The sequence below is a fragment of the Streptomyces polyasparticus genome, from assembly GCF_014493765.1.
In the GTDB taxonomy this organism is placed as follows: Bacteria; Actinomycetota; Actinomycetes; order Streptomycetales; family Streptomycetaceae; genus Streptomyces; species Streptomyces polyasparticus.
This window is the reverse complement of the sequence record NZ_JACTVJ010000018.1, coordinates 63,727-85,594: the sequence shown is the minus strand read 5'-3', so window position 1 is coordinate 85,594 and position 21,868 is coordinate 63,727. Positions and strand designations below refer to the sequence as shown.

The following is a 21,868-nucleotide window of genomic DNA, read 5'->3' as shown; positions in this document are numbered from 1 at the left end:
CGGCCGGTGACAACTTCCGTCCGCACAGCGCAGCATCTTGTGCGGATCCCGTGCGCGCGGGGTGGCCGGAGGTGGAGGAAGTGTTGCGGCGCCATGCGTTCCGGTTGCCCCGGCACCCCGCGTCCGTAGGCCTTGCCCGGCTGCGGGTGCGCGAGCATCTGGCGGCCTGGGGGCACGGCGACGAGGGCGGGGCGGTGGCCGACACGGTGCTGCTCGTCTCGGAGCTCGCGACGAACGTGGTGCGCCACGGGCCGGTCCTGGAGCGGGAGTTCGAGGTCGCGGTGACCGTACTCGCGGATGGCTCCTGCCTGATCGAGGTCTCGGACGAATCCCCTGCGGAACCGGTTCTGCACCTCACCGACGAGGGCCCGTACGCGGAACACGGGCGCGGAATGCGCCTGGTCGACGCGGTGGCGGAGACATGGGGCGTGTGGCAGCGGGGCCGGCACGGGAAGACGGTGTGGGCGCTGGTGCGCCGGGCGGTGAGGTCTGAGGAGACGTGACGGACTCCGACGCATGGTTTCCGTCGGGAGCCGCAGGGGCGGTATCTCCATTGACCGGCCTGCTGGGCTTGGCGTTGACTCTTGCCACTTGTGATCGTTCAACAACTCTGGGGTGGGGACTGTGGAGTTCAACCGGGGGCATCGTCATGCCCGCGTTCAGCGAAGAAGTGGGTCGTGGCGAAGGGCTTCGGCGGTTGCGGGCGTCGCGTGCGCGGCCTTGCTTTCGACGGCATTGATCCAGTCTCCGGCCGCGCTGGCGGCACCTCGGGCGGAGCAGCGTGCCGGCAGTTCGGCCACTGCCCCGGAGCCTCCGCGGATCGAGCTGGGCAGCCCCTACACGCCGTGCCTGGCCAATGACTGCGTGGCCAGGGGCGGTCCGGGGCAGAAGGTCGCCTTCACCTTCCGTCCGGGTGCCACGGACACCGATGTCGTGGGCTACGAGTACCTGCTGCCGGGCCAGGACATTTGGTCACGGAAGGACGGCTCGACCGCCACGGTGGACTTCGTTCCGCCGAGGGGTGGGACCTACACCGTTTCGGTGCGTGCCGTCGACGGCGGGGGCCTCAGAGGTCCTCACAGCACCCTGGCCTTCAGCGTTGCCGCAGGTGAAGGCCCGCTCGGCCGGTGGCACTTCGACGAGGACGGTGGTGCGGCGGAGGATGCCGCGGTGACCGACGGCCAGGACGACGCCACCCTGCACGGTGGCGCGGTGCGCGATGACCGAGGCCGCCGCGGGCTCATCAGGCAGGACGCCTCGGGGGTGCCGCTGGAAGAGCCGGTGACCGACAGAGGGCTGTCCCTGGACGGGACTTCCGGCTTCGCGCAGACCGACGGGCCGGTGCTGAAGACGAGTTCGTCGTACACGGTCGCCGCGTGGGTGCGCGTCGATCCGGCGGCGGACGGCACGGTGACGGCGCTCAGTCAGGGCGCGACCGGGAGCCGGTCCGCCGGGAAGTCCGGTCCGTTCGCCCTCTCGTACGACGCGGGGGGTGAGGGGCGTTGGAGCATGCGGGTCGTGTCGGACAAGGACACCGTTCACGAGGTGTCGTCCCGCCGACAGTCGCCGCGGGGCGTCTGGACCCACGTGGCCGGAGTGCATGACGCGTCGACCCAGCAGGTGAGCCTGTATGTGAACGGCGTTCTGCAGGGCACGAACGCCGCCGGAGCCGGCTGGGACGCCAACGGCCCGCTGCAGATCGGGCGTGGCCTCCAGTCCGGCGAGTACACGGACCACCTGCGGGGTTCCGTCGACGAGCCCGTCGTGTGGGGACGTGCTCTGACGACGGAGGAAGTCCAGGACGAGGCCCGCGCCTTGATCAACGGAACGAATGCATACGTGGAGTTGGTGGCCGACTTCGCCGCGGCCCGGGCGGACGGTACGTCGATCGCGGACACCACCTCCGGGTACGGCAAGTCCCTTTCCCTGGAGGGGGGAGCCGCGGTCAGTGACGGGCGGATCGTCCTGGACGGAGTGGACGACGCCGCGACGGTCGCCGGCGCCGGACCGCTGGTGGACGACACCGGCTCCTTCACCGTGACCACGCGCGTGGAGCTCGACGAGCAGGTTCTGGCGACCAAGGACGTCGGCTTCGTCGGGCAGATCCTGGGTCAGCGTTCCGCGGACGGTTCCGCGTGGGGGCTGTGGTTCCAGTACGCCGGCAAGGAGACGGTCCTGGACGGGGAGACGATGGAGGAGATCCAGGTGCCGGTGGGCCGGTGGCACTTCGGACGGCTCCACACGGACGGCACGTTCTCCTCGGTGACGTCCGAGCAGGTCGTGCGCCTGGACGCGTCGGCGCGCCTGACAGGTGTGCACGACTCTGTCGACGGAACGATCAGTCTCTACATCGGCTACAACAGGCAAGGCGTCGCGAAGGCGTTCACAGCCGAGGCCGGCAGCGGCGACTTCGCCGTCGGCAAGGCGTTCGCGGCGGGGGAGTGGAAGCACTTCCTTCCCGCGAGGATCACCGAGATGCGTCTGTGGGCCGGTGCGATGGCCGGCCCGAACCAGATCGACACCGAGGTAGGCGCCTGACTCCACGGGCGGTGGGCGGCGACTGTCGCCCACCGCTCCAGGCGGCTACGGGCTGGATTCGCCTGCTGCTCGAGCACCGCAGGCGCTGAAAGCCACCCGCACCGTGAGCCCTTCCCCCGGCGCCGTATCCACCGTGACCTCCCCACCATGCGCCTCGACCACCCCCTGCACGATCGCGAGACCGAGGCCGCTGCCCGCCCCGCTGCCCGCGCGGAAGAAGCGGTCGAAGATACGGGAGGCGTCCTCGGGGGCCAGGCCCGGGCCTTTGTCCGCCACCGTCAGGCGCACCTTGCCGTCGGACCGCTCCACGGAGACGCACACGGCCGCCGAACCGGGCGTATGCGTGCGGACGTTGGCCAGCAGGTTGCCCACCACCTGGCGCAGGCCCGTCTCGTCGGCGTGCACGAGGACCGCGCCGTCCGCCGCCACCGTGACCGGGCGCCCGGGCTCCTGGACCCGCAGGTCCTCGGCCGCGTCGCGCACCAGGCGGCTCAGGTCCACCTCGCGGAAGACCAGTTCGGCCTGCTGGTCGAGGCGGGCGAGGGTGAGCAGTTCGTCCACGAGGCGGCTCATCCGGTCGGTCTCCGAGCGCACCCGCCGCCCGGCCCGCTCCCGTTCGGCCGGCTCGCGGAGCATCCCCTTGTCGTACAGCTGGAGGTAGCCGCGTATCGCCGCGAGGGGCGTGCGCAGTTCGTGGGAGGCGTCCGCGACGAAGCGGCGCAGCTGTGCGGCGCTGCGTTCGCGGGTCTCGAAGGCCGATTCGACCTGGTGGAGCATGGAGTTGAGGGCGAGGCGCAGCTGCTCGATCTCCAGGACCGGGTCCTTGCGCGCCGGTACGCGCCGGGTGAGATCGCCCTCCGCGATCGCGGAGGCCGTCTCGACCATGTCCTCCAGGGGGCGCAGCCGGTGCCGCGCGCCGAGCAGTGTGAGCACCCCGAGCAGCACCAACAGCACGCCGCCCACGCCCAGATCGACCTTGAGGCTCTTGGTCACACCGTTGCGCACCGCCTCCGTGGACGTGGCCATCAGGACCACCGTGCCGTCCCCGAGCCGCGCGCCCACCATCCGGAACGCGTCCCCGCCGACCTGTACGTCCCGTACGTCGTCCGAGGCCGAGACCGCGCGGGGGTCGTCGACCGCCGAGGAGAGTTCCCGCTGGCGGGCCGTCGGCGGTATGCCCGCGAACGTCACCGGGCGCCCGCCGCCGTCCACCGCCACGAACACCGTCTCGGGGCGCGGCAGCGTGCCCGCCGCGTCCGCGAGCAGCAGATCGTCGCGCAGCGAGCCGATCGCGCTGAGCGCGTCGATCTGCGCGCGGGTGAATCCGGTGTTCTCCAAGGCCGTACGGGAGGAGACCAGTTCGGAGTCGATGCGGTCGAGCAGATAGTGCCGCATCGCCATGATGCTCACCGCCGTCGCCACCACGATGCCGAGCGCGAGCACCACGACGTTCATCACGGTGAGCTTGGCCCGCAGGGTGCGGAAGCCGTGGTGGTGCCTGCGGCGGCCCCGGATCGCGGCGTTCACGGCATTGACGGCCTGCGCGGCATGGAACGCCTTCACGCCGGTGCCAGTCCGTAGCCCACGCCGCGCCGCGTGGTGATCAGGGGCGGTCCGAGCGGGGCGAGCTTGCGCCGCAGATAGCTGATGTACGTCTCGACGACGGTGGACTCGGCCTGGTGCTCGTACTGCCATACGTGGCGCAGGAGTTGCTCCTTGGACACGATCCGGCCGCCGTTGCGGACCAGGAAGCGGAGCAGCGCGTACTCGGTGGGCGTCAGCTGCACCTCGCCGCGGGCCGGGTCCGCGCAGCGCACGGTGTACGTGGTCTCGTCGAGTTCGAGGCCTCCGTAGCGCAGCGGCGGGCGGGCCGGCAGGACATCGGCGGGCCGGGTGCGGCGCAGCACGGCGGTGAGGCGGGCGATCACCTCGTCGATGTGGAACGGCTTGGTGATGTAGTCGTCGCCGAAGCCGAGCGCGCCCACGATCTCGGCGGGGGCGTCGCGCGCGGTCACGAACACCAGGGCGGTCTCCGGGTGTTGAGCCCGCAGCTCGCGTCCGAATGCCCGGCCGTCGCCGTCCGGCAGCATCACATCGAGGAGCGCGGCGTCGAACCGCCGCTCCTGGACCTGGGCGCGCGCCTGCAGCAGACAGCTCGCCCAGACCACCTCGAACCCGTGGTAGCGCAGCGCGATGGCGAGGACATCGGCTATGGAGGGCTCGTCCTCGACCACCAGTACGACGGCACCCTTGCCCACTTCCTCCCCGGCGTTCATGACCCAAGTATCCGTCGGCTCGTTGTACGAGGGACCGGGCCGAGCCTTGGAGTTCCTTGAGAGTCATGGCCGTGACGCACCACGCGCGCGTGCCTGACGGAATTCTGAAGCCCTGGCCTAGGGGGACCTACCAGTACCGGTACAGACCGATGAAGGGGCAGGAATCGTGGCTGCATTGGCACGGTGGTGCTATCGGCACCGCCTGGTGGTCCTCGTACTGTGGGTGGGAGCGTTGCTCGGTGTAGGGGCCGCGGGTTCGCAGGCCGGCACCGATTACGCGAATGTCTTCAGCCTCCCGGACACGGACTCCAAGCGCGCGTACGACCTGATGACCGAGGCCTTCCCGGAGGCCGCCGGCGACACGGACACCGTTGTCTGGAAGGTCGACTCCGGTTCCGTACGCGATGAGGCCGTACGGGAACGTCTCGAGCCCGCGCTCAAGGAGATCGGCGCGATGGCGGGCGTAGGGGAGGTGTCCTCCCCTTATACGGAACAGGGCGCCGCGCAGATCAGCCGTGACGGGCGCACCGCGTACGCGCAGGTGACCTTCGCCGAGCAGGCGAACGCCGTGCCGAAGGCGCTGGTCGAGGATGTCGTGGAGACCGCGCAGGACGCCGGGCGCGCCGGTCTGCAGGTGGAGCTGGGCGGGCAGGCGATCACGCGGATCCAGGAGCCGCCGACCGGGCTCGCGGAGATGGTGGGCATCGCGGCGGCCGCGGTCGTGCTCTTCCTGGCGTTCGGCTCGCTGTTCGCGATGCTGCTTCCCATCATCACGGCCGTGTTCGGCGTGGGCATGGGGATGATGGGGACCTCGCTGCTCAGCCACGTCACCGACGTGCCCGAAGTCGCGCCCCTGCTCGGCTCGTTGATCGGCCTGGGTGTCGGCATCGACTATGCGCTGTTCATCGTGACGCGGCACCGGCGCGGCATCCAGCGCGGCCTCGACCCGGAGGAGTCGGCGGTCGCCGCCCTCAACACCTCGGGGCGTGCGGTGCTCTTCGCGGGCGGCACGGTGTGCATCGCGCTCGCCGGCATGCTCGTGATGAACATGCGCTTCCTCGACGGTGTGGTCATCGGTACCTCCCTGACCGTGGTGATGAGCGTGCTCGCCGCGATCACGCTGCTGCCCGCGATGCTCGGGGTGCTGGGGCCGAAGGTGCTCAGCCGCCGTCAGCGCCGCAAGCTCGCCGCGGACGGCCCCGACTCGGACGAGGCCACCGGAGCGGCCGCGCGCTGGGCGGGCTTCGTGCAGAAGCGGCCGCGGTCGATCGCGTTCGTGGCGGTGGTGGTCATGGCGGCCCTCGCGATCCCGGTCCTGTCCCTGCGGCTCGGCGCCACCGACCAGGGCAACCACCAGGAGTCCACCACCACTCGGCAGGCGTACGACCTCCTGGCGGAAGGTTTCGGCCCGGGCTTCAACGGGCCGCTGCAGCTGGTCAGTCAGGGCGGTGACGAGGGTCTTCTGGAGCGGGTCGAGGGCACGGAGGGAGTGGCCGCGGCCGTTCAGCTGCCGGTGCCGCCGGGCTCCGACGTCTCCGTCATCCAGGTCGTCCCCACCACCTCACCGCAGTCCGTGGAGACGGACGAGCTGATCGACCGGCTGCGTGACGACGTGATCCCGACGGCGGGCACCGAGACCCATGTCGGCGGTGTCACGGCCGTGTTCAAGGACTTCGCGGCCGTCACCGGCGAGCGCCTCCCGCTCTTCGTCGGCGCCATCATCGGCCTCGGCTTCCTGCTCCTGCTCATCGCGTTCCGCTCGCTCGTGGTGCCGCTGACGGCGGCGGTGATGAACCTGGTCGCGGCGGCGGCCTCGTTCGGCGTCCTGGTCGCGATCTTCCAGTGGGGCTGGGGTGCGGAGGCGCTCGGCCTCGGCAAGGAGGGCCCGATCACGGCCTTCCTGCCGGTCATCATGCTCTCGCTGCTCTTCGGCCTCTCCATGGACTACCAGGTGTTCCTGGTCAGCCGGATGCACGAGGAATGGGTGCACACGAAGGACAACGCACGGGCGGTACGGGTCGGTCTCGCCGAGACCAGCCGGGTCATCAACTCCGCGGCCCTCATCATGATCTGCGTGTTCTCCGCGTTCATCCTCAGCGGCGACATGGAGGGCGCCATGGCGGGCATCGGGCTCGCGGCGGCGGTCGCGCTCGACGCGTTCATCCTGCGCACGGCCCTCGTACCCGCCGCGATGCATCTGCTCGGACGGTCCAACTGGTGGCTGCCGGGCTGGCTGGACAAGCGGCTGCCGCATCTGGCGGTGGAGCCCAAGGAGGACCTGCCGGCCGAGCCGGTGAACGCCGAGGTCCCCGCCCAGCGCGCCGGCGGCGCCTCCGCCGTGCACGGCTTCCTGCGCACACCGGACGGCGAGCCCGTCGCGGGCGCCGTGCTGACCCTCGTCTCGCGCGGCGGCCGTCAGCTCGACCGCGTGGACTCCCTCGCCGACGGCTCGTACATCCTGGCCTCGCCGGGCCCCGGTTCCTACCTCCTCGCCGTGACCGCGCACGGGTTCGCGCCGCGCGCACGGCACGTGATGATCGGCGAGGAGCCGCTCGTGTACGACGTGGAGCTGGCGGGGGAGGAACAGGTGGATCCGGTCAACTGACGGGCTGTGGTTCGGCCTTGGCTTCCTCCTGCGTACGGGAACGGAATTCCCGTACGCCGGGGACCAGGGCCGTCCCCGCGCAGGCCGTCGCCACCACCGCGGCCGCGATCCACAGCGGCGTCTCGGGGCCCCACAGACCGGCCGCGAGCGGGGCGAGCGCGTAGCCGATCGGCATCGCGCCGAGCGAGAGCAGCCAGTCGTACGAGACCACGCGGGCCAGCGTCTGCGCCGGTATGGCCTGCTGTACCGCGGTCTCCCAGACCGGGTTGAGGAAGCCGAGTCCGGCCTGGGCGATCCCGTACGCGCCGATGACCAGCGGGGCGGGCGCGCCCGCGGCGAAGAACGAGAGCGGCAGCGCGTACGTCGCCAGGCCCAGGTTGGCCGTCAGGATCGGCCTCCTGGGCCGGGCCTTCGTGGCGAGCAGAGAGCCGAGCAGCAGACCGCCGGCGCCGACCTGGAGCAGCACCACCCAGGCCGCAGAGCCCCCGAACTCCTCGACCGCGAGGGCGGGTCCGATGGTCATGAGGACGGCCGCGGCGCCGTTCCAGGCAGAGTGGCCGATCAGGCTGGTCCAGTACCAGTCGCGGCGGCGCACCTCCTGCCAGCCCTGGACCAGGTCCGCGCGCAGGGAGCGGCGCTCCACGGGGACCTTGCGGACACGGGTGAGGACGAGCAGCAGCGCGCTGACGGCGAAGGAGGCGCCGTCGAGCAGGAACGCGAGCCCGGGTCCGGCGAGCAGGACGAGCAGTCCGGCGAGCGCGGGCCCGCCGAACCGGGCCGAACTGCGCACGATGCCGAACAGGGCGTTGGCTCGGTGCAGTTGGTCCCGCGCGACCGTTCCGGTGATCAGCGGGGCCTCCGTCGGCATGGCGAACGCGGAGGCCGCGCCGCCGATCGCCTCGGCGAGCGCGATCTGCCACAGGTGCGGGTCGCCGGCGAGCAGCTCGAATCCGACGAACAGCTGGCTCGCCGCGCGTACGCCGTCGGTGATCAGGGCGATGGTACGGGCGTGGAACCAGTCGCCGGCCACTCCGCCGAACGGCAGCAGCGCCAGCTTGGGGATGAGCGCGCAGGCCAGCACGACGGCCATCGCGGAGGGCGATTTGCTGATCTCCAGTACGGCGAGGGCGAGGGCGGTGGGGATCACCGCGTCGCCTATGAGCGAGAGGGACCGGCCGGCGAAGAACAGACGGAAGTTGAGGGTGCGCAGGGGGTGCGGCATGCCGGGGAGAGTATTTCGGTACCGAACTATTCGTCAACGAATTATTTGGCAGCGAAGGGCTTCGGCGTACGCTGAGCCGTATGGAGCGTGAGCGGAAGTCCGACACCGGGCGTGAACAGGACTGGACCGACGGGCATGTGGCCCGCTGGCTGCCCGTATTGCCGGAACTCGACCCGGATGTCGAGGGCGCGGTGACCCGGATGAAGAAGCTCTCCGTACATCTGATGCGGGTACGCGAACAGTCCCTCGTCGACTTCGACCTGGATCGCCACGAGTTCGACACCCTGCACAAGCTCGCGGGACGCTCGGGCTGCGCGACCCCCTCGGAACTCGCCGCCGACCTCGACCTCAGGCCCGCGTCGGTCACGGGACGGCTCGACGCCCTGGAGAAGCGCGGCTTCGTCCGCCGTACGCAGTCCACGGTCGACCGCCGCAGGGTGGACGTGGAGCTGACCGAGGACGGGCGTGCGACGTGGCTGGGGGCGATGGACGTACTCGGCGACGAGGAGTACCGGCTGCTCGGGGTGCTCTCCAAGAAGGAGCGCGCGCAGCTCTCGGACATGCTCCGGCGGATCATGGTGGTGGCGGAGCGGGAGGGCGGGGCGGGCTGGAAGGCCTGATCCCGGCCCGACTGTGCGGGTGAGGGCCGTTGTCAGTGGCGCCGTCTAACGTCTTTCGGCATGGGGAGACTGACGTTCGTCGACGAGACGACTGCGGGGGAGCGCGCCGAGGCGTGGGGGTTCGAGATCACCGAGGAGCGGCTGACGCTGCGCGAGGTGATCCGGCGACGCGTGTTCCAGGAGGTGGCCGAGTACCACGCGGCGTCGCCGGGTGTGTTCCGCGGGCTGGTCCAGCCCACGGACACCGAGCGCACGCTGAACGGGTATGCGCTGAAGACACCGCGATGGATCGATCCGGAGCGGCAGTTCGAGCGGGCGGTGGAGGCGTTCGGGCGGAACGGGTTCCTGGTCCTGATCGGTGATCGGCAAGTGGAGGATCTCGACGAGGAGATCGAGCTCCGGCTCGGGGTGGAGGTCACGTTCCTGAAGCTGGTTCCGCTGGTGGGTGGGTGAGGTCGAGCACCGCGGGCTGTGCGCGGCTACGTCGCCTCCCGGGGCCTGCTGGCCTGGCGAAGGGGCTGGTCAAGGTCGCCACCCTCAGTGGTGGCCGCTGGCGCGGAGATGGTGCCACGATGCTCGCGCCCGTACGGGGCCCTGCCGCCGCAGGCGTGTTCGCTTCCGCACGGCCGAGCAGCGGGAAGCGAACATTAGTCCTAAGTGTCGCTGGTTCGCGGACAGAGATGCGAAAGCCAGCCGTGTGTACGGGTGTTGGCCGTAGCGTCGGTCCGGTGAACATCGTTGTGCAGGTTCGTCTGATGCCGACGCCGGAGGTGGCGTCGGCGCTGGAGTGCACCCTGCGCACGGCGAACGACGCGGCCAACTGGCTGTCGGGCCTGGCGTACGAGCGGGGTGAGACTTCTCGTAGGGCGCTGCAGGGGCTCGCCTATGTCGATCTCAAAACGCGGGGCCTGTCAGCGCAGCCTGCGCTGCATGTGCTGCGCAAGGTTGCTGACGCCTACACCGCTTTGCGGGCGAACATCCGCAACGGCAACCTCGGCAAGCCCGGCAGCAAGCGCCGCGGTCGGGCCGAGGGAAGGCCGATCAGTTTCCGGGCGGATGCGGCGCAGCCGTATGACGACCGGTGCCTCAGTTGGCAGGTGGACGAGCGGACCGTCTCCATCTGGACCACCGCCGGACGTCTTCAAGGCGTGCGGTTCGCGTGCTCCGAGCAGGCGCGCAACTTGCTGGCCGAGCGCCGCAGGGGCGAGTCCGATCTCGTCTACCGGGACGGCATGTGGTTCCTCATCGCCACCTGCGAAGTCCCCGAGGCCGAGCTGTATGAGCCGGTCGATTTCCTCGGTGTGGACCTGGGCATCGTGAACATCGCCACCACCTCGGACGGCAAGATCCACGCCGGGCGCGGGCTGAACCGCTACCGCAAGCGTCAGCTCGTGTTGCGGGCGAAGCTCCAGAAGAAGGGCACGAAGTCGGCCAAGCGTGTGTTGAAGCGGCAGCGCCGCAAGGAGCAGCGCAAGGCGACCGAGGTCAACCACATCATCTCGAAGCGCATCGTGACCGAGGCTGAACGCACCGGGCGTGGGATCGGCATGGAGGATCTTGCCGGTATCCGCACGCGGGTACGGCTGAGGAAGCCCCAACGGGTCACGTTGCATTCCTGGGCGTTCGCCCAGCTCGGACGGTTCGTGGAGTACAAGGCCCGTAGGGCTGGTGTTCCCGTGCTGTTCGTCGATCCCGCCTACACCTCCCGCATATGTGCGGAGTGCGCGTATACGGACAAGCTGAACCGTGTCTCTCGGGGACGGTTCGTGTGCCGGTCGTGCGGATTCGTTGATCACGCCGACCGTAACGGCTCCCGCAACATTCGCGCCCGTGCGTGGCGGTTGTGGCGAAGCGGGGCGGAGTCACACGCCCCTGCACCCGTGCAGGGTGCTGGATGGAGGGGACTCCCCAACAGCCAGTTGGGCTCTACCTCCAAGCCTGGCCCCTCAGAGCCGGGTAGCTGACGCAGGCCCACCGCGAGGTGTATCTCCTGACCGACGCCGAGCGGAACACGGGCACGTACTCCAACCGTTTCGCGGCCCACATCCTGCGCCAGCACCAGTTCAACTCCCTTGCCGCGATCAGGGGCTGGCACGCCAAGCTGCGCCTCTGCGTCGACGACGAGTACCCGCCGGCGTACAAGGAGCTGCCCCAGTGGGGCCTGCGCGCCGAGTACTGGATCGAGGGCATCGGCGACGACTGGGGCGTGGACCTCTCCGAAGCCGGGAGCTATCTGCGCATCCGTACCGACCAGGTGCGCTTCTATCCGCTCGACGCCCCGCACAACAGCGCGCACGCGGGCGGCGGCGAGTACCGGATGTGGCTGCACGGCGGCGCGGCCCCCGTCGACGCCCTGCCGCTCACCGGCATACCACCCCTCGCGCTCAGCGAAGTCCTGCGCGACGTGGACCTGTTCGTCGGTGTGGCCAGCGTGGGCAATGACCCGAACTGGCAGGACGGCGGTCCCGAAGGCCGCTTCCAGGAGTACTGGACCTCGTACGGCTTCGGCGAGCTGGGCGCGAGCGCGGAGACCCGTCGCGCGCTGCTCACCCGCCTGATACCGAGGCTGGCGATCGGTGACCGGTGCACGGTCGAGGGCCGGTTCCTGCACGTCAAGGGCGAGTTGCACACGTACAAGATCCACCTGGGCTCCGGCAACATCCTGCGGACCCCGAACGACCAGTACCTGTGCATCGTCCCCAAGGGGACCTCGGCGGCAGGCGACCCGGGCGGCTATCTGCCCTTCGAGGGCGACCGCGTGCTCTCGGTCATCCTCAGCAAGGCGATGCTGCTCGCCAAGGACACGGAGATCACGGACCCGACGATCACGAGTCAGCTCTGAGGGAGGGACGGCGTGGGCGGCCGGACGGTCAGCCGGCGATGACCGCAACGACTCCGCCCAGCGCCACGAGCGGCAGACCGATCGTGGCGGCCGCGATGTGCCAGCCCACCTGCGGCCGGGTCCAGGCACCGGCCGCGGCGGACACGAACACCATGAGCAGGAGGTAGCCCAGGAACGCCAGCGCGCCGACCGCGAAGAAGAGGAGGACCAGGGGCAGCAGGAGGAAGAGCAACATCGTGGTGACCTTTCGTCGGGCCAGGGCCGGCCCGACGACCGGGTCAGCGCTTGGTGGGGCCGGGCTCGGCGGCGGACGGGTCCGCGTTCGTCATGCCCGGCAGGAAGTCGGTGAAGAGTTCGTGCACTTCGCGCACCAGTGGGCGCAGCACCCGGAAGCGGGCCAGCTGCACACCCCTGGTCGTCAGCTTCGCCCCGCGCGCGGCGAGCCGGAAGCTGCGCTCACGGCCCGGTGAGCGGTCGAAGACCCAGTACAGGACGAGCCCCATCTGGGACAGCCACATCATCTCGGGCAGGATGTCCCGCAGTTCCTCCGGCACCTTGGTCTTGGCGCCGGAGAGCACCTCGCGGTGCACATCGATGGCCGCCTCGCGCGCAGGCGTCGACTCGACCGAGAAGGGGCTGAGCGGCGAGTCCGGGTCGGCGGCGTTCTTGAAGAACTGGGACGCGAACTCGTGGTACGGCGTCGCGATGTCCAGCCACACCCGCAGCACCCCCGCGAGCCGTGCCTCCAGATCCGTCTCGCGGTCGAGCACCGGCCGTACGGCGGCCTGGTGCTCGGCGGCGATCCGGTCGTAGAAGCCCTGGATCAGGTGCTCCTTGCCGGCGAAGTAGTAGTACGCGTTGCCGACGGAGACCCCGGCCTCCTTGGCGATCACCCGCATCGTGGTCTTGTCGTACCCACGCTCCTGGAAGAGCCGCATCGCGGTCTCCAGGATCAGCGTCCGGGTCTGCTCGCTCTTGGGCGCCGATCCCGAATCCTTGGGGGCCGGTCCCGAACCCCCGGACGCCGATCCCTTGGGCGCGGAGGCCGAACCTCTGGACGCGGATCCCGATTCCTTGGGCGAGGGCCCCGGCTCCGACGACACGTTCACGCTCACTTTCCCTGCTGGCACGCTGGCACGAGCCGAGCCTAACCAGTCGCGCAGCCGCCTGGGGCACAGGCCTGCGGTCCGCCGTACGACCAGCCGCGCTGCGGGTGGTACATCCACCCGTCGGCCCGCCGGTACACGCCGCCCTGCCAGCCCTCCGGCGGGCGCTGCCCCTGCCGGTACTTCGCCGCGGCGAGCACCACCCCCCGGGCGAACCGTCCGCCCGAGTGGGAGGCGACCCGGTGCGCCATCGGCCGGTGCTCGGCCAGCGCCCACAGGCACACGACCCAGGCCGCGGGCCCTCGGTAGACCTGCCCGCCGTCCCCCACGACGGTGATCTCGTCCAGCGTCCGCCCGTGGTCGATCCCCGGGAAGCGCCGCCGTGCCTCGTCCGAACCGGCGGGTACGAGATCCAGCGGCACCAACTGCCGCTGCTTCACCAGCCAGTTCCGCACCCATGTGCACAGCGGGCACTCCGCGTCGTACAAGACGGTCAGCCGGCGGACCGGAGCGTACGTCACGCCCCGGCCCCCCTGCTCCGAGGCATCGCCCCGGCCCCCCTGCTCCGAGGCATCGCCCCGGCCCCCCTGCTCCGGGGCGATGCCCCGGCCCCCGTACCCCTGAGCGGTCCCCATCGCTCAGGCCCCCGTGGGTGCCGCCCACGCACCCTGGCCGCCGCTGAACCCTTGCGGCGCCACGGGCGGTACCTGCTCGCGCTCCATGATTCCCCGGCGCCGGATCTTGTTCAGGACCCAGACATTGCCGAGGTGCATGACCCCGAGTACGAGCAGCACCACCCCGAGCTTCACCGACAGCGCCTCGAAGATCCCCCGCGCGTCGGCGATCAGGTTGTCCGCGTTCAGATAGAGCGCGACGAACCCGAGATTGACGAGATAGAAGCCCACGACCAGAAGGTGGTTCACGGCCTCCGCGAGCTTCTCGTTCCCCCGCAGTACGTCGCTGAGGAAGATCCGCCCGTTACGGCTGAGCGTGCGGGCGACCCAGATGGTCAGGCCGATGCTGATGGCCAGGTACACGACGTATGCGACGACTGTGAGGTCCATGATCCCTCGATCCCCTCCGGTTTCCGGGCACACGCACACCGCGGCCCGAAGGCCCCGAACGCTTCCTTGAACGCGTTCAAAACCTTGTGGTGATGACTGTAGCGGGAGTTTTGAACGCGTTCAAGGTCGGGGTGGCGCCAAAGGGAGCCTGGCTGCGGGGAGACCGGAAGGAACCCCTCTGCCGTCAACACGCGTCCCGGGCAAGGGATCTGAGAAGCCCTAGCGGGGGAGGCGGCAGCGGATGGGATCCGACCGGCCTGGCAGGCCGCACATCGTGCACGTGGCGCCACGCGACCTGGTCGGCCGCCCGCGCCCGTCCGCCCCGCCGTCGGCGGCCCTGCTCCCGGGCGCCGTGGCGGCGCTCGCGCTCCTTGCCGTGGTGGTGCCCGTGCCGGACGACTGGGCCTTGGCGTTCGGCACGGCCCACTGGATGGTGCGCGTCTTCGCCGCGGCGGCCGTCGCGGTCCTCGCCTGGGGGCTCGCCTCGCCGAACGCGGCCGTGGTGGCCGCCCTCTTGGCGGCGCTCGGCGCGATCTCCGGGTTCGGCGAGTATCTGAGCGACGACCCCTCGGGCCGCGACACGGCCCCGCTCGCCGCCGGTCTGTGCTGCACGGCGGCGACGCTCCTGTGCCTCCCGCTCGTCAAGCGCACCGATCCCTGGCTCGGCCTGGACACGGCGCCGCTCCGCTCGGGCCGCGCCCTGCGCCGCCGCGCCCGGCGGCTCGGCGTGCTGGCGCTTGTGGGCGCCCTGCTCGGCGGGCTCCTGGGCACGGGGGCGTTCCTGTTCGCGTACGAACGGCGCACCGAGTACGGGCCGAAGCCGCCACATACCGAGTCCCAGCCGGTGCCGGACGCGGAGCGGGACAAGGGCGCCGCGGAGGAGGACGCCGACCTGCCGCGCACCCTGGCCCGCGAGGCCTGGCACCGAACCTTCCCCAACCCGGTGGGCCTGAGCGTCTGCGGCGACGGCCGACGGGACGCGGACCGGGAGACGTATGGCACCGGTGATGCGGCGGGCATTCGGGGCACCTTGGTCAGCGTCGAGTCGGCGAGCCCCGGCTCGGCCGTCTTCGGTCTGGACGCCGCGACGGGACGGTCACGCTGGCGCTTCACCGTACGGGACCCCGGCGGCGTGCAGCAGGTGGCCGTCAGCGAGGGCTGTGCGGTCCTGGTCATCCACGGGGTGTGGCTGACGGTGCTCGACTCGTACGACGGGTCGGTGCGCGGCCGTTCGGAGCTGCCCGGGACCGGGATGCTCGGGCAGCCCGACCGGTGGCGGTTCATCACCTCCGCGGCCCAGGGCGACCATCCGCCCCAGGTCGTCACACTGCCCGCGGCCCAACTCGCCTATGTGGGCAGCCCCGGCTCCGGTGTGCTCGCCGTGGACCGCAAGGATGCCGCGATCGTCGGGCGCGTGGCCGAGCGGGACTCGTACTGCCGCTATCTCGTGCACCAGGGCAGCCCGGGTGATCCGGGCACGCTGGTCATCTCGGGCTGCGCCGAAGGGCAGTTCAGCGTGCTGGACCTGGCGGAGCCGCCCCGCGCGGACAGCAGCCTCGACCTGCCCCCGCTCCTGGCGGGCAGGCGGATCGAGTTGACCGTTCCGCCGCCGCGGGCCTGCGTGGAGGGCTGGACGGCGACAAGCCTGGACGTCACGCACCGCCGCGTGCTGACCGTCGAGGACGAGTGCGGCAGCGGCCGTACGTGGGTGGGCGACATCGGCCTGGAGTACGGGCGTACGGCTCCGGTGACATGGACCTCGGCCCCGGTGGTGCCCTCGACCTCGGCGGTGCCACCGGGCCGGCCGGGGATCGTGTCCGGGCTGAACGCGGTGCTCCTGCTGCCCGCGCCCGACGGGATCCGGCTGATCGGCCGCGATGAACGGAAGGGGCACGACCTGTACCGGCTGCGGAAAGGAGAGACGGCGTCGTCGATCGTCGCGTTCACACCGCCGCAGGTCGACATCTACAGGGAGGCGTACTTCCTCGTGCTGACCGACGCGGGCCGTATCGGCCTGCTGCGTCAGGAGTTCGCGGAGACACGGAGCCGGACTCGGCTCGTGGAGCAGGGCGACCTCAAGGCGCCACAGGTGCCGTGTCCGGGCACGGGAACCCTGTGGCGCGACCGGGCTTCGGGCACGGTGCTCGCGGTCTGCGGACGGACGTCCACGACGGTACGGGCCCTGCGGCCCTGACGTGGCTCAGACCCGTCCCAACCCCGGCCGCTTCGAGTAGTCCGTGAACCCCACGACGTTCCCCCAGGGATCGGCCAGCTCCACCGTCCACCCCGTCGACACAGAGAACGGGGGCTCCGGCACGAGGCCCGCCGAGGTCAGTTCCAGCGCGGCCTTGCGGGCGTCGGGGACCTCCAGCCACACTCGCGCCGACCAGTCGCCGGCCGGCCGGTGCGCGAGGCCGTCCTCCTGGCGGAGCAGCAGCCCGGGCGTCTCCTCGCCCACCTTGAGCCCGGCGATCCCGGCCTCGTCCAGCCGGAAGGAGAGCGGAAACCCGGCCCGCTCGTAGAAGTCCACGGCCTCGCCGAGGTCCCCCACGGGGAAGAGCACATTGTCGAAGCCGAGCAGATCGAGTGACATGTCGTCAGATTAGACCCGCGGGGTCCCGTATCCCGGGACGCGCGAACCAGGGACGCGCGAGCCCGGGACGCGCGAGGCAGGGCGCCGGGCGCTCAGATGCTCAGCGAGCGCGCGTAGTTGATCTGCCCCATCACCCACGGGAACGTCTCGGGCCCCGCCGCCGGGATCATCGTCGAGTGATGCCGGCCGCCGCTGGTCACCGTCACCTGCACGAAGCCGGTGGTGGTCTTCTCCTTCATCAGGAGGAACAGCAGCCCGAGCAGACAGAAGACGAAGAAGACGACCGCGAGCACGATCGCGTGCGTCGGGATCTTCTCCTCCGTACGGGACATGTCGGTGGCGGTCCACACCGCACCGCGCAGCGGCAGCGTTCCGGCCGGCGTGATGATGCTGTCGCCGGTGACGGTGATGTCGCCGATGGACATCAGCGGCGCACCGCCGCCCGCGGGCTGGATCGGTCCCGGCGTCGGCGCCCCGCCGGACCCCGGGGCGGGATAGCCGTATCCGGGCGTCGGCGGCTGCTGCTGCGCGGGGCCCCACTTGTACGGCTCGTCCTGGTACGGATTCGGATCGCTCATGTCCCCCGGCTCTCCCTCGGTCTCAGGCCTGCCTCAGATCGTGTCATACGCGACGAGGGCCCCGTCTCCCGAACGGGAAACGGGGCCCTCGCCCACGTACGGCAAGCACGTACGGCAAGCACGCGCAGCAAGCACGTACAGGAAGAAACCTCAGAAGCGACGCGTGATCAGCGCGCGCTTCACTTCCTGGATCGCCTTGGTGACCTCGATGCCACGCGGGCAGGCGTCCGTGCAGTTGAACGTGGTGCGGCAACGCCACACGCCGTCACGGTCGTTGAGGATCTCCAGGCGCTGCTCACCGGCCTCGTCGCGCGAGTCGAAGATGAAGCGGTGCGCGTTGACGATCGCCGCCGGGCCGAAGTACTGCCCGTCGTTCCAGAACACCGGGCACGAGGACGTGCACGCGGCGCACAGGATGCACTTGGTCGTGTCGTCGAAGCGCTCGCGGTCCTCGGGGGACTGCAGACGCTCACGCGTCGGCTCGTTGCCCTCGGTGATGAGGAACGGCATGACGTCGCGGTACGCCTGGAAGAACGGCTCCATGTCGACCACGAGGTCCTTGAGCACGGTCAGGCCCTTGATGGGCTCGATCGTGATCGGCTTCTCGGGGTTGATGTCCTTGATCAGCGTCTTGCACGCCAGGCGGTTCTTGCCGTTGATCCGCATCGCGTCCGAACCGCAGATGCCGTGCGCGCACGAGCGGCGGAAGGTCAGCGAGCCGTCGAGGTCCCACTTGATCTTGTGCAGACCGTCGAGCACACGCTCCTTCGGATCGATGTCGATCCGGAAGTCCTCCCAGCTCGCCTCGTCCGAGATCTCGGGGTTGAAGCGGCGGACACGGAAGGTGACCGTGATGTACGGCGACGCTGCGGACTCGGCCTCGACCTTGTCCAGTACGGGAGTTGCCATCAGTACTTACGCTCCATCGGCTGGTAGCGGGTCGTGACGACCGGCTTGTAGTCGAGGCGGACGGAATCGGAGCCGTCGTCGCCGACCTCGCGGTACGCCATGGTGTGGCGCATGAAGTTGACGTCGTCGCGGTTCGGGTAGTCCTCGCGGTAGTGACCGCCGCGGGACTCCTTGCGCGCGAGCGCGGAGACCGCCATGACCTCGGCCAGGTCGAGCAGGTTGCCCAGCTCGATGGCCTCCAGGAGGTCGGTGTTGAAGCGCTTGCCCTTGTCCTGGATCGACACGTTCTTGTAGCGGGCGCGCAGTTCGGCGATCTTCTCGACGGCCGACTTGATGGTCTGCTCCGTACGGAACACCATCACGTTGGCGTCCATCGTCTCCTGGAGCTCCTTGCGGATGTCCGCCACGCGCTCGTTGCCGGTGGAGTTGCGCAGGCGCTCGACCTGCTCGATCACCGTCTCGGCCGGGTTCTCCGGCAGCTCGACGTAATCGGCCTTGGCGGAGTACTCGGCGGCGGCGATGCCGGAGCGCTTGCCGAAGACGTTGATGTCGAGCAGCGAGTTGGTGCCCAGGCGGTTGGCGCCGTGCACCGACACGCAGGCGACTTCGCCGGCGGCGTACAGACCGGGAACGACCGTGGTGTTGTCCGCGAGGACCTCACCCTGGACGTTGGTCGGGATGCCGCCCATCGCGTAGTGCGCGGTGGGCTGGATCGGGATCGGGTCCGTGTACGGCTCGATACCGAGGTACGTACGCGCGAACTCGGTGATGTCCGGGAGCTTCGCGTCCAGCTGCTCCGGCGGCAGGTGGGTCAGGTCGAGGTAGACGTGGTCGCCCTCGGGACCGCAGCCGCGGCCTTCGCGGATCTCCGTGTAGATGGAGCGCGAGACGACGTCACGCGACGCGAGGTCCTTCATGACCGGCGCGTACTTCTCCATGAAGCGCTCGCCGTCCTTGTTGCGAAGGATGCCGCCCTCGCCGCGCGCACCCTCGGTGAGGAGGATGCCCATGCGCCAGATGCCGGTCGGGTGGAACTGGAAGAACTCCATGTCCTCCAGCGGCAGTCCGCGCCGGTAGCAGGCCGCCTGGCCGTCACCGGTGAGGGTGTGTGCGTTGGAGGTCACCTTGAAGAACTTGCCGGTGCCGCCGGACGCGTAGATCACGGCCTTCGCCTGGAAGACGTGGATCTCGCCGGTGGCCAGCTCGTACGCGACGACGCCGGCGCTCTTCTTGACGCCGTCCTCTTCCACGATGAGCTGGTCGAGGACGTAGAACTCGTTGAAGAACTCCACGCCCTCCTTGATGCAGTTCTGGTAGAGCGTCTGCAGGATCATGTGGCCGGTGCGGTCGCCCGAGTAGCAGGCACGGCGGACCGGGGCCTCGCCGTGGTTACGGCTGTGACCGCCGAAGCGGCGCTGGTCGATCGTCCCGTCCTGGGTACGGCCGAACGGCAGGCCCATCTTCTCCAGGTCGAGGACCGCGTCGATGGCCTCCTTCGCCAGGATCTCGGCGGCGTCCTGGTCGACCAGGTAGTCGCCGCCCTTGATCGTGTCGAAGGTGTGCCACTCCCAGTTGTCCTCCTCCACGTTGGCGAGCGCGGCGGCCATGCCGCCCTGCGCCGCACCGGTGTGGGAACGAGTGGGGTAGAGCTTGGTGAGCACGGCGGTACGGCTGCGCTTGGTGGCCTCGATGGCCGCGCGCATGCCGGCGCCGCCGGCGCCGACGATGACGGTGTCGTACTTGTGGATCTTCATGAGTCGTAACCCCGGGCCTAGCGGATGTTCGGGTCGAAGGTGAAGATCACCAGCGTGCCCAGAAGGACGGTGAACACCGTGGCGGTGTACAGGAGCATCTTCAGCCAGAAGCGCGTGTTGTCCCGCTCGGCGTAGTCGTTGATGATCGTGCGCAGGCCGTTGGCGCCGTGCAGCATTGCCAGCCACAGCATGATCAGATCCCACGCCTGCCAGAACGGCGAGGCCCAGCGGCCGGCCACGAAGGCGAAGCCGATCTTGGACACGCCGCCGTCGAGCACCAGCTGGATCAGCAGGTGGCCGAGGACCAGGACGACCAGGACGATGCCGGACAGGCGCATGAAGAGCCAGCCGTACATCTCGAAGTTGCCGCGCGTGGCCTTCGGGGTCTTCTTGGTGCGCTTGCGCGGTGCCTCGATGACGGGGGCGGGGTGGTCCACGTCGTAGAGGGACACGCCTTCGACATCGCCGATGCCGGACGCGGAGGTGGTTTCAGCGGACATGTGAGGCCTCAGCTCCCGAACAGTTCACGAGCGGCGTGGCCGAGCACCGGGTAGATGGCGCCGACCATCAGCACCACCCAGATGCCGACGACGGACCAGAGCATCTGCTTCTGGTAGCGCGGGCCCTTCGACCAGAAGTCGACGGCGACGATGCGCAGCCCGTTGAGCGCGTGGAACAGGATGGCGGCGACGAGGCCGTACTCCAGGCACGCGACGAGCGGCGTCTTGTAGGTGGCCACGACATCGTCATACGCCTCGGGGGAGACGCGGACGAGAGCGGTGTCGAGGACGTGTACGAACAGGAAGAAGAAGATGAGGACGCCGGTGACTCGATGAGCCACCCAGGACCACATTCCTTCCCGGCCGCGGTACAGCGTTCCAGCCGGCACGGAAGAACCCTCCGGGAGCGGGGTGTGGGGTCGGCCGGCTTCTGTGTCGGTCAGACCCGGCCGGGTACGGTCCACCGGCCGCTCGTCATCGTATCGACCAGATGTCGGCATGCCCGCGCCGGGTCGATAGGTGTGATCAAACAGGCACGTACGGGCTATCAGGCGGGTCGGATTCGGGAGTTTTACGCATACGTCAGTACGTACAGCGCATCCGTGATCCGTTCCCGCGCGAGCCGGCGCAGCTGCTCGGCGGCGACGCTCCGCTCCTCGTCCGGGTCGTTCGTCAGACGGGTGCGCAGGCCCGCGAGGACCTGGTCGAGATGCTCGTCGTCGTGGAACGCGTCGAGGCTGAGCAGGAAGGCATGGCCGAACTTCGCCTCGTACGCGGCGTGCGCGGCGCGCAGCGCGGTGAGTGCGGACTGCGGGGTGTCGCCGGAGCCGGCGTATTCGCTCTCCTCGGCGGCGAGCGCCTCGTCCAGATCCGCGGGCCCCAGGTCGTATCCCGCCTCGTCGGCCGCGGCGAGCAGCGCGTCCAGGTCCGGGTAGGGACGGTGCTCGGCGACGCGCTGCGCCCATCGCTCGCTCGCACAGCAGTCGAGCAGGAACGCGCGGGCCTCGTCGGGCGGCGCGGCGTTGAAGTGATCGAGCCCCGGGTGCATGGCGGCGGTGCTGCCTGTCTGCGCTTGTTTCGGTATGGCGAGGGCAGGCGGTGCGATGGGGGACGGGCTGGGCGAAGGCAGCGTGCGCTCCTCGGAAGCGGCCATGGGTGGGCACAGGTGAAGGTCTGGGGGTGCGCTCACGCTATCGAGAGCTGATGGGAGTTGTACGACGGATGCGCGAATTTCACCCGGACGGGAGAGTTTGGGAGCGAG

General features: G+C 70.0%; 21 protein-coding genes and 1 pseudogene. 8 read left to right on the top strand and 14 right to left on the bottom strand.

Features of this window, described 5'->3' with window-relative positions:
• Positions 1-80: 80 nt before the first annotated feature.
• Together H9Y04_RS32150 and H9Y04_RS32145 are read left to right on the top strand one after the other, a co-directional pair.
• On the top strand, positions 81-503 hold the full coding sequence (locus H9Y04_RS32150) for an ATP-binding protein (RefSeq protein ID WP_187817770.1): 423 nt from the start codon (positions 81-83) through the stop codon (positions 501-503).
• A 232-nt stretch (positions 504-735) separates the two neighbouring features.
• Positions 736-2,538 (top strand): laminin G domain-containing protein, encoded by a 1,803-nt coding sequence (locus H9Y04_RS32145; RefSeq protein ID WP_236071749.1) that lies wholly within the window; start codon positions 736-738, stop codon positions 2,536-2,538.
• A 45-nt stretch (positions 2,539-2,583) separates the two neighbouring features.
• Here H9Y04_RS32145 and H9Y04_RS32140 read toward each other — a convergent pair whose 3' ends face one another.
• Together H9Y04_RS32140 and H9Y04_RS32135 are read right to left on the bottom strand one after the other, a co-directional pair.
• On the bottom strand, positions 2,584-3,993 hold the full coding sequence (locus tag H9Y04_RS32140) for a sensor histidine kinase (RefSeq protein ID WP_187817769.1): 1,410 nt from the start codon (positions 3,991-3,993) through the stop codon (positions 2,584-2,586).
• Between the two features lie 104 nt (positions 3,994-4,097).
• The gene (locus H9Y04_RS32135; RefSeq protein WP_187817629.1) at positions 4,098-4,814 is read right to left on the bottom strand and encodes a response regulator transcription factor; all 717 of its coding nucleotides are present in this window, start codon (positions 4,812-4,814) and stop codon (positions 4,098-4,100) included.
• A gap of 166 nt (positions 4,815-4,980) precedes the next feature.
• On the opposite strand from H9Y04_RS32135, the gene H9Y04_RS32130 reads away from it, so the two are divergent.
• On the top strand, positions 4,981-7,419 hold the full coding sequence (locus H9Y04_RS32130) for an MMPL family transporter (RefSeq protein ID WP_438818178.1): 2,439 nt from the start codon (positions 4,981-4,983) through the stop codon (positions 7,417-7,419).
• Here H9Y04_RS32130 and H9Y04_RS32125 read toward each other — a convergent pair.
• Positions 7,412-8,641, bottom strand: a complete 1,230-nt coding sequence (locus tag H9Y04_RS32125; RefSeq protein ID WP_187817628.1) for an MFS transporter — start codon at positions 8,639-8,641, stop codon at positions 7,412-7,414. The two genes, H9Y04_RS32130 and H9Y04_RS32125, sit on opposite strands and share 8 nt — an antisense overlap.
• An 80-nt stretch (positions 8,642-8,721) precedes the next feature.
• Here H9Y04_RS32125 and H9Y04_RS32120 point away from each other — a divergent pair, with 80 nt between their 5' ends.
• From H9Y04_RS32120 to H9Y04_RS32105, 4 genes and pseudogenes are all read left to right on the top strand, one after another.
• A complete protein-coding gene (locus tag H9Y04_RS32120; RefSeq protein WP_187817627.1) occupies positions 8,722-9,261 on the top strand; it encodes a MarR family winged helix-turn-helix transcriptional regulator in 540 nt (179 codons plus the stop codon).
• Positions 9,262-9,321: 60 nt separating this feature from the next.
• The gene (locus tag H9Y04_RS32115) at positions 9,322-9,714 is read left to right on the top strand and encodes a hypothetical protein (RefSeq protein WP_187817626.1); all 393 of its coding nucleotides are present in this window, start codon (positions 9,322-9,324) and stop codon (positions 9,712-9,714) included.
• Positions 9,715-9,989: 275 nt separating this feature from the next.
• Complete coding sequence (locus tag H9Y04_RS32110) at positions 9,990-11,225, top strand: RNA-guided endonuclease InsQ/TnpB family protein (protein ID WP_308801327.1); 1,236 nt, start codon at positions 9,990-9,992, stop codon at positions 11,223-11,225.
• A 2-nt stretch (positions 11,226-11,227) separates the two neighbouring features.
• A pseudogene (locus tag H9Y04_RS32105) lies at positions 11,228-12,103 on the top strand (DUF7737 domain-containing protein); the annotation flags it as partial.
• 28 nt (positions 12,104-12,131) lie between these two features.
• Here H9Y04_RS32105 and H9Y04_RS32100 read toward each other — a convergent pair.
• From H9Y04_RS32100 to H9Y04_RS32085, 4 genes are all read right to left on the bottom strand, one after another.
• A complete protein-coding gene (locus H9Y04_RS32100; RefSeq protein ID WP_187817625.1) occupies positions 12,132-12,338 on the bottom strand; it encodes a hypothetical protein in 207 nt (68 codons plus the stop codon).
• Positions 12,339-12,381: 43 nt separating this feature from the next.
• Positions 12,382-13,206, bottom strand: a complete 825-nt coding sequence (locus tag H9Y04_RS32095) for a TetR/AcrR family transcriptional regulator (RefSeq protein WP_438818182.1) — start codon at positions 13,204-13,206, stop codon at positions 12,382-12,384.
• A 44-nt stretch (positions 13,207-13,250) separates the two neighbouring features.
• Complete coding sequence (locus tag H9Y04_RS32090) at positions 13,251-13,730, bottom strand: thiol-disulfide oxidoreductase DCC family protein (RefSeq protein ID WP_308801324.1); 480 nt, start codon at positions 13,728-13,730, stop codon at positions 13,251-13,253.
• A 117-nt stretch (positions 13,731-13,847) separates the two neighbouring features.
• Positions 13,848-14,273, bottom strand: a complete 426-nt coding sequence (locus H9Y04_RS32085) for a hypothetical protein (RefSeq protein ID WP_187817623.1) — start codon at positions 14,271-14,273, stop codon at positions 13,848-13,850.
• Positions 14,274-14,514: 241 nt separating this feature from the next.
• Between H9Y04_RS32085 and H9Y04_RS32080 the strand changes: the two genes are divergently transcribed.
• The gene (locus H9Y04_RS32080) at positions 14,515-16,467 is read left to right on the top strand and encodes a hypothetical protein (RefSeq protein WP_187817622.1); all 1,953 of its coding nucleotides are present in this window, start codon (positions 14,515-14,517) and stop codon (positions 16,465-16,467) included.
• Between the two features lie 6 nt (positions 16,468-16,473).
• Here the strand turns inward: H9Y04_RS32080 and H9Y04_RS32075 are convergent, their stop codons facing one another.
• From H9Y04_RS32075 to H9Y04_RS32045, 7 genes are all read right to left on the bottom strand, one after another.
• Positions 16,474-16,866 carry a VOC family protein gene (locus H9Y04_RS32075; protein ID WP_187817621.1) on the bottom strand — a complete coding sequence of 131 codons (393 nt, stop codon included), beginning with the start codon at positions 16,864-16,866 and terminating at the stop codon, positions 16,474-16,476.
• Positions 16,867-16,958: 92 nt separating this feature from the next.
• Positions 16,959-17,444 (bottom strand): hypothetical protein, encoded by a 486-nt coding sequence (locus H9Y04_RS32070; RefSeq protein ID WP_187817620.1) that lies wholly within the window; start codon positions 17,442-17,444, stop codon positions 16,959-16,961.
• Positions 17,445-17,594: 150 nt separating this feature from the next.
• Complete coding sequence (locus H9Y04_RS32065; RefSeq protein WP_187817619.1) at positions 17,595-18,353, bottom strand: succinate dehydrogenase iron-sulfur subunit; 759 nt, start codon at positions 18,351-18,353, stop codon at positions 17,595-17,597.
• Positions 18,353-20,107 (bottom strand): succinate dehydrogenase flavoprotein subunit, encoded by a 1,755-nt coding sequence (sdhA, locus tag H9Y04_RS32060; protein WP_187817618.1) that lies wholly within the window; start codon positions 20,105-20,107, stop codon positions 18,353-18,355. Before sdhA ends, H9Y04_RS32065 begins: the two co-directional genes overlap by 1 nt.
• Positions 20,108-20,124: 17 nt before the next feature.
• The gene (locus tag H9Y04_RS32055) at positions 20,125-20,607 is read right to left on the bottom strand and encodes a succinate dehydrogenase hydrophobic membrane anchor subunit (protein ID WP_187817617.1); all 483 of its coding nucleotides are present in this window, start codon (positions 20,605-20,607) and stop codon (positions 20,125-20,127) included.
• 8 nt (positions 20,608-20,615) lie between these two features.
• On the bottom strand, positions 20,616-20,996 hold the full coding sequence (gene sdhC / locus H9Y04_RS32050; RefSeq protein ID WP_187817616.1) for a succinate dehydrogenase, cytochrome b556 subunit: 381 nt from the start codon (positions 20,994-20,996) through the stop codon (positions 20,616-20,618).
• Between the two features lie 182 nt (positions 20,997-21,178).
• Entirely contained in the window at positions 21,179-21,760 is a 582-nt protein-coding gene (locus H9Y04_RS32045) for a 2-oxo-4-hydroxy-4-carboxy-5-ureidoimidazoline decarboxylase (RefSeq protein WP_187817615.1), read from the bottom strand.
• Positions 21,761-21,868: the final 108 nt, after the last annotated feature.

What these genes read in the sequence shown, in the direction of transcription:
- H9Y04_RS32045 (WP_187817615.1), bottom strand. Translation starts at nt 21,760, where the DNA reads ATGGCCGCTTCCGAGGAGCGCACGCTGCCTTCGCCCAGCCCGTCCCCC.
- H9Y04_RS32085 (WP_187817623.1), bottom strand. Translation starts at nt 14,273, where the DNA reads ATGGACCTCACAGTCGTCGCATACGTCGTGTACCTGGCCATCAGCATC.
- H9Y04_RS32075 (WP_187817621.1), bottom strand. Translation starts at nt 16,866, where the DNA reads ATGTCACTCGATCTGCTCGGCTTCGACAATGTGCTCTTCCCCGTGGGG.
- H9Y04_RS32055 (WP_187817617.1), bottom strand. Translation starts at nt 20,607, where the DNA reads ATGTCCGCTGAAACCACCTCCGCGTCCGGCATCGGCGATGTCGAAGGC.
- H9Y04_RS32115 (WP_187817626.1), top strand. Translation starts at nt 9,322, where the DNA reads ATGGGGAGACTGACGTTCGTCGACGAGACGACTGCGGGGGAGCGCGCC.
- H9Y04_RS32065 (WP_187817619.1), bottom strand. Translation starts at nt 18,353, where the DNA reads ATGGCAACTCCCGTACTGGACAAGGTCGAGGCCGAGTCCGCAGCGTCG.
- H9Y04_RS32135 (WP_187817629.1), bottom strand. Translation starts at nt 4,814, where the DNA reads ATGAACGCCGGGGAGGAAGTGGGCAAGGGTGCCGTCGTACTGGTGGTC.
- H9Y04_RS32125 (WP_187817628.1), bottom strand. Translation starts at nt 8,641, where the DNA reads ATGCCGCACCCCCTGCGCACCCTCAACTTCCGTCTGTTCTTCGCCGGC.
- H9Y04_RS32120 (WP_187817627.1), top strand. Translation starts at nt 8,722, where the DNA reads ATGGAGCGTGAGCGGAAGTCCGACACCGGGCGTGAACAGGACTGGACC.
- H9Y04_RS32080 (WP_187817622.1), top strand. Translation starts at nt 14,515, where the DNA reads ATGGGATCCGACCGGCCTGGCAGGCCGCACATCGTGCACGTGGCGCCA.
- H9Y04_RS32100 (WP_187817625.1), bottom strand. Translation starts at nt 12,338, where the DNA reads ATGTTGCTCTTCCTCCTGCTGCCCCTGGTCCTCCTCTTCTTCGCGGTC.
- sdhA (WP_187817618.1), bottom strand. Translation starts at nt 20,107, where the DNA reads ATGAAGATCCACAAGTACGACACCGTCATCGTCGGCGCCGGCGGCGCC.
- H9Y04_RS32140 (WP_187817769.1), bottom strand. Translation starts at nt 3,993, where the DNA reads ATGAACGTCGTGGTGCTCGCGCTCGGCATCGTGGTGGCGACGGCGGTG.
- H9Y04_RS32070 (WP_187817620.1), bottom strand. Translation starts at nt 17,444, where the DNA reads ATGAGCGATCCGAATCCGTACCAGGACGAGCCGTACAAGTGGGGCCCC.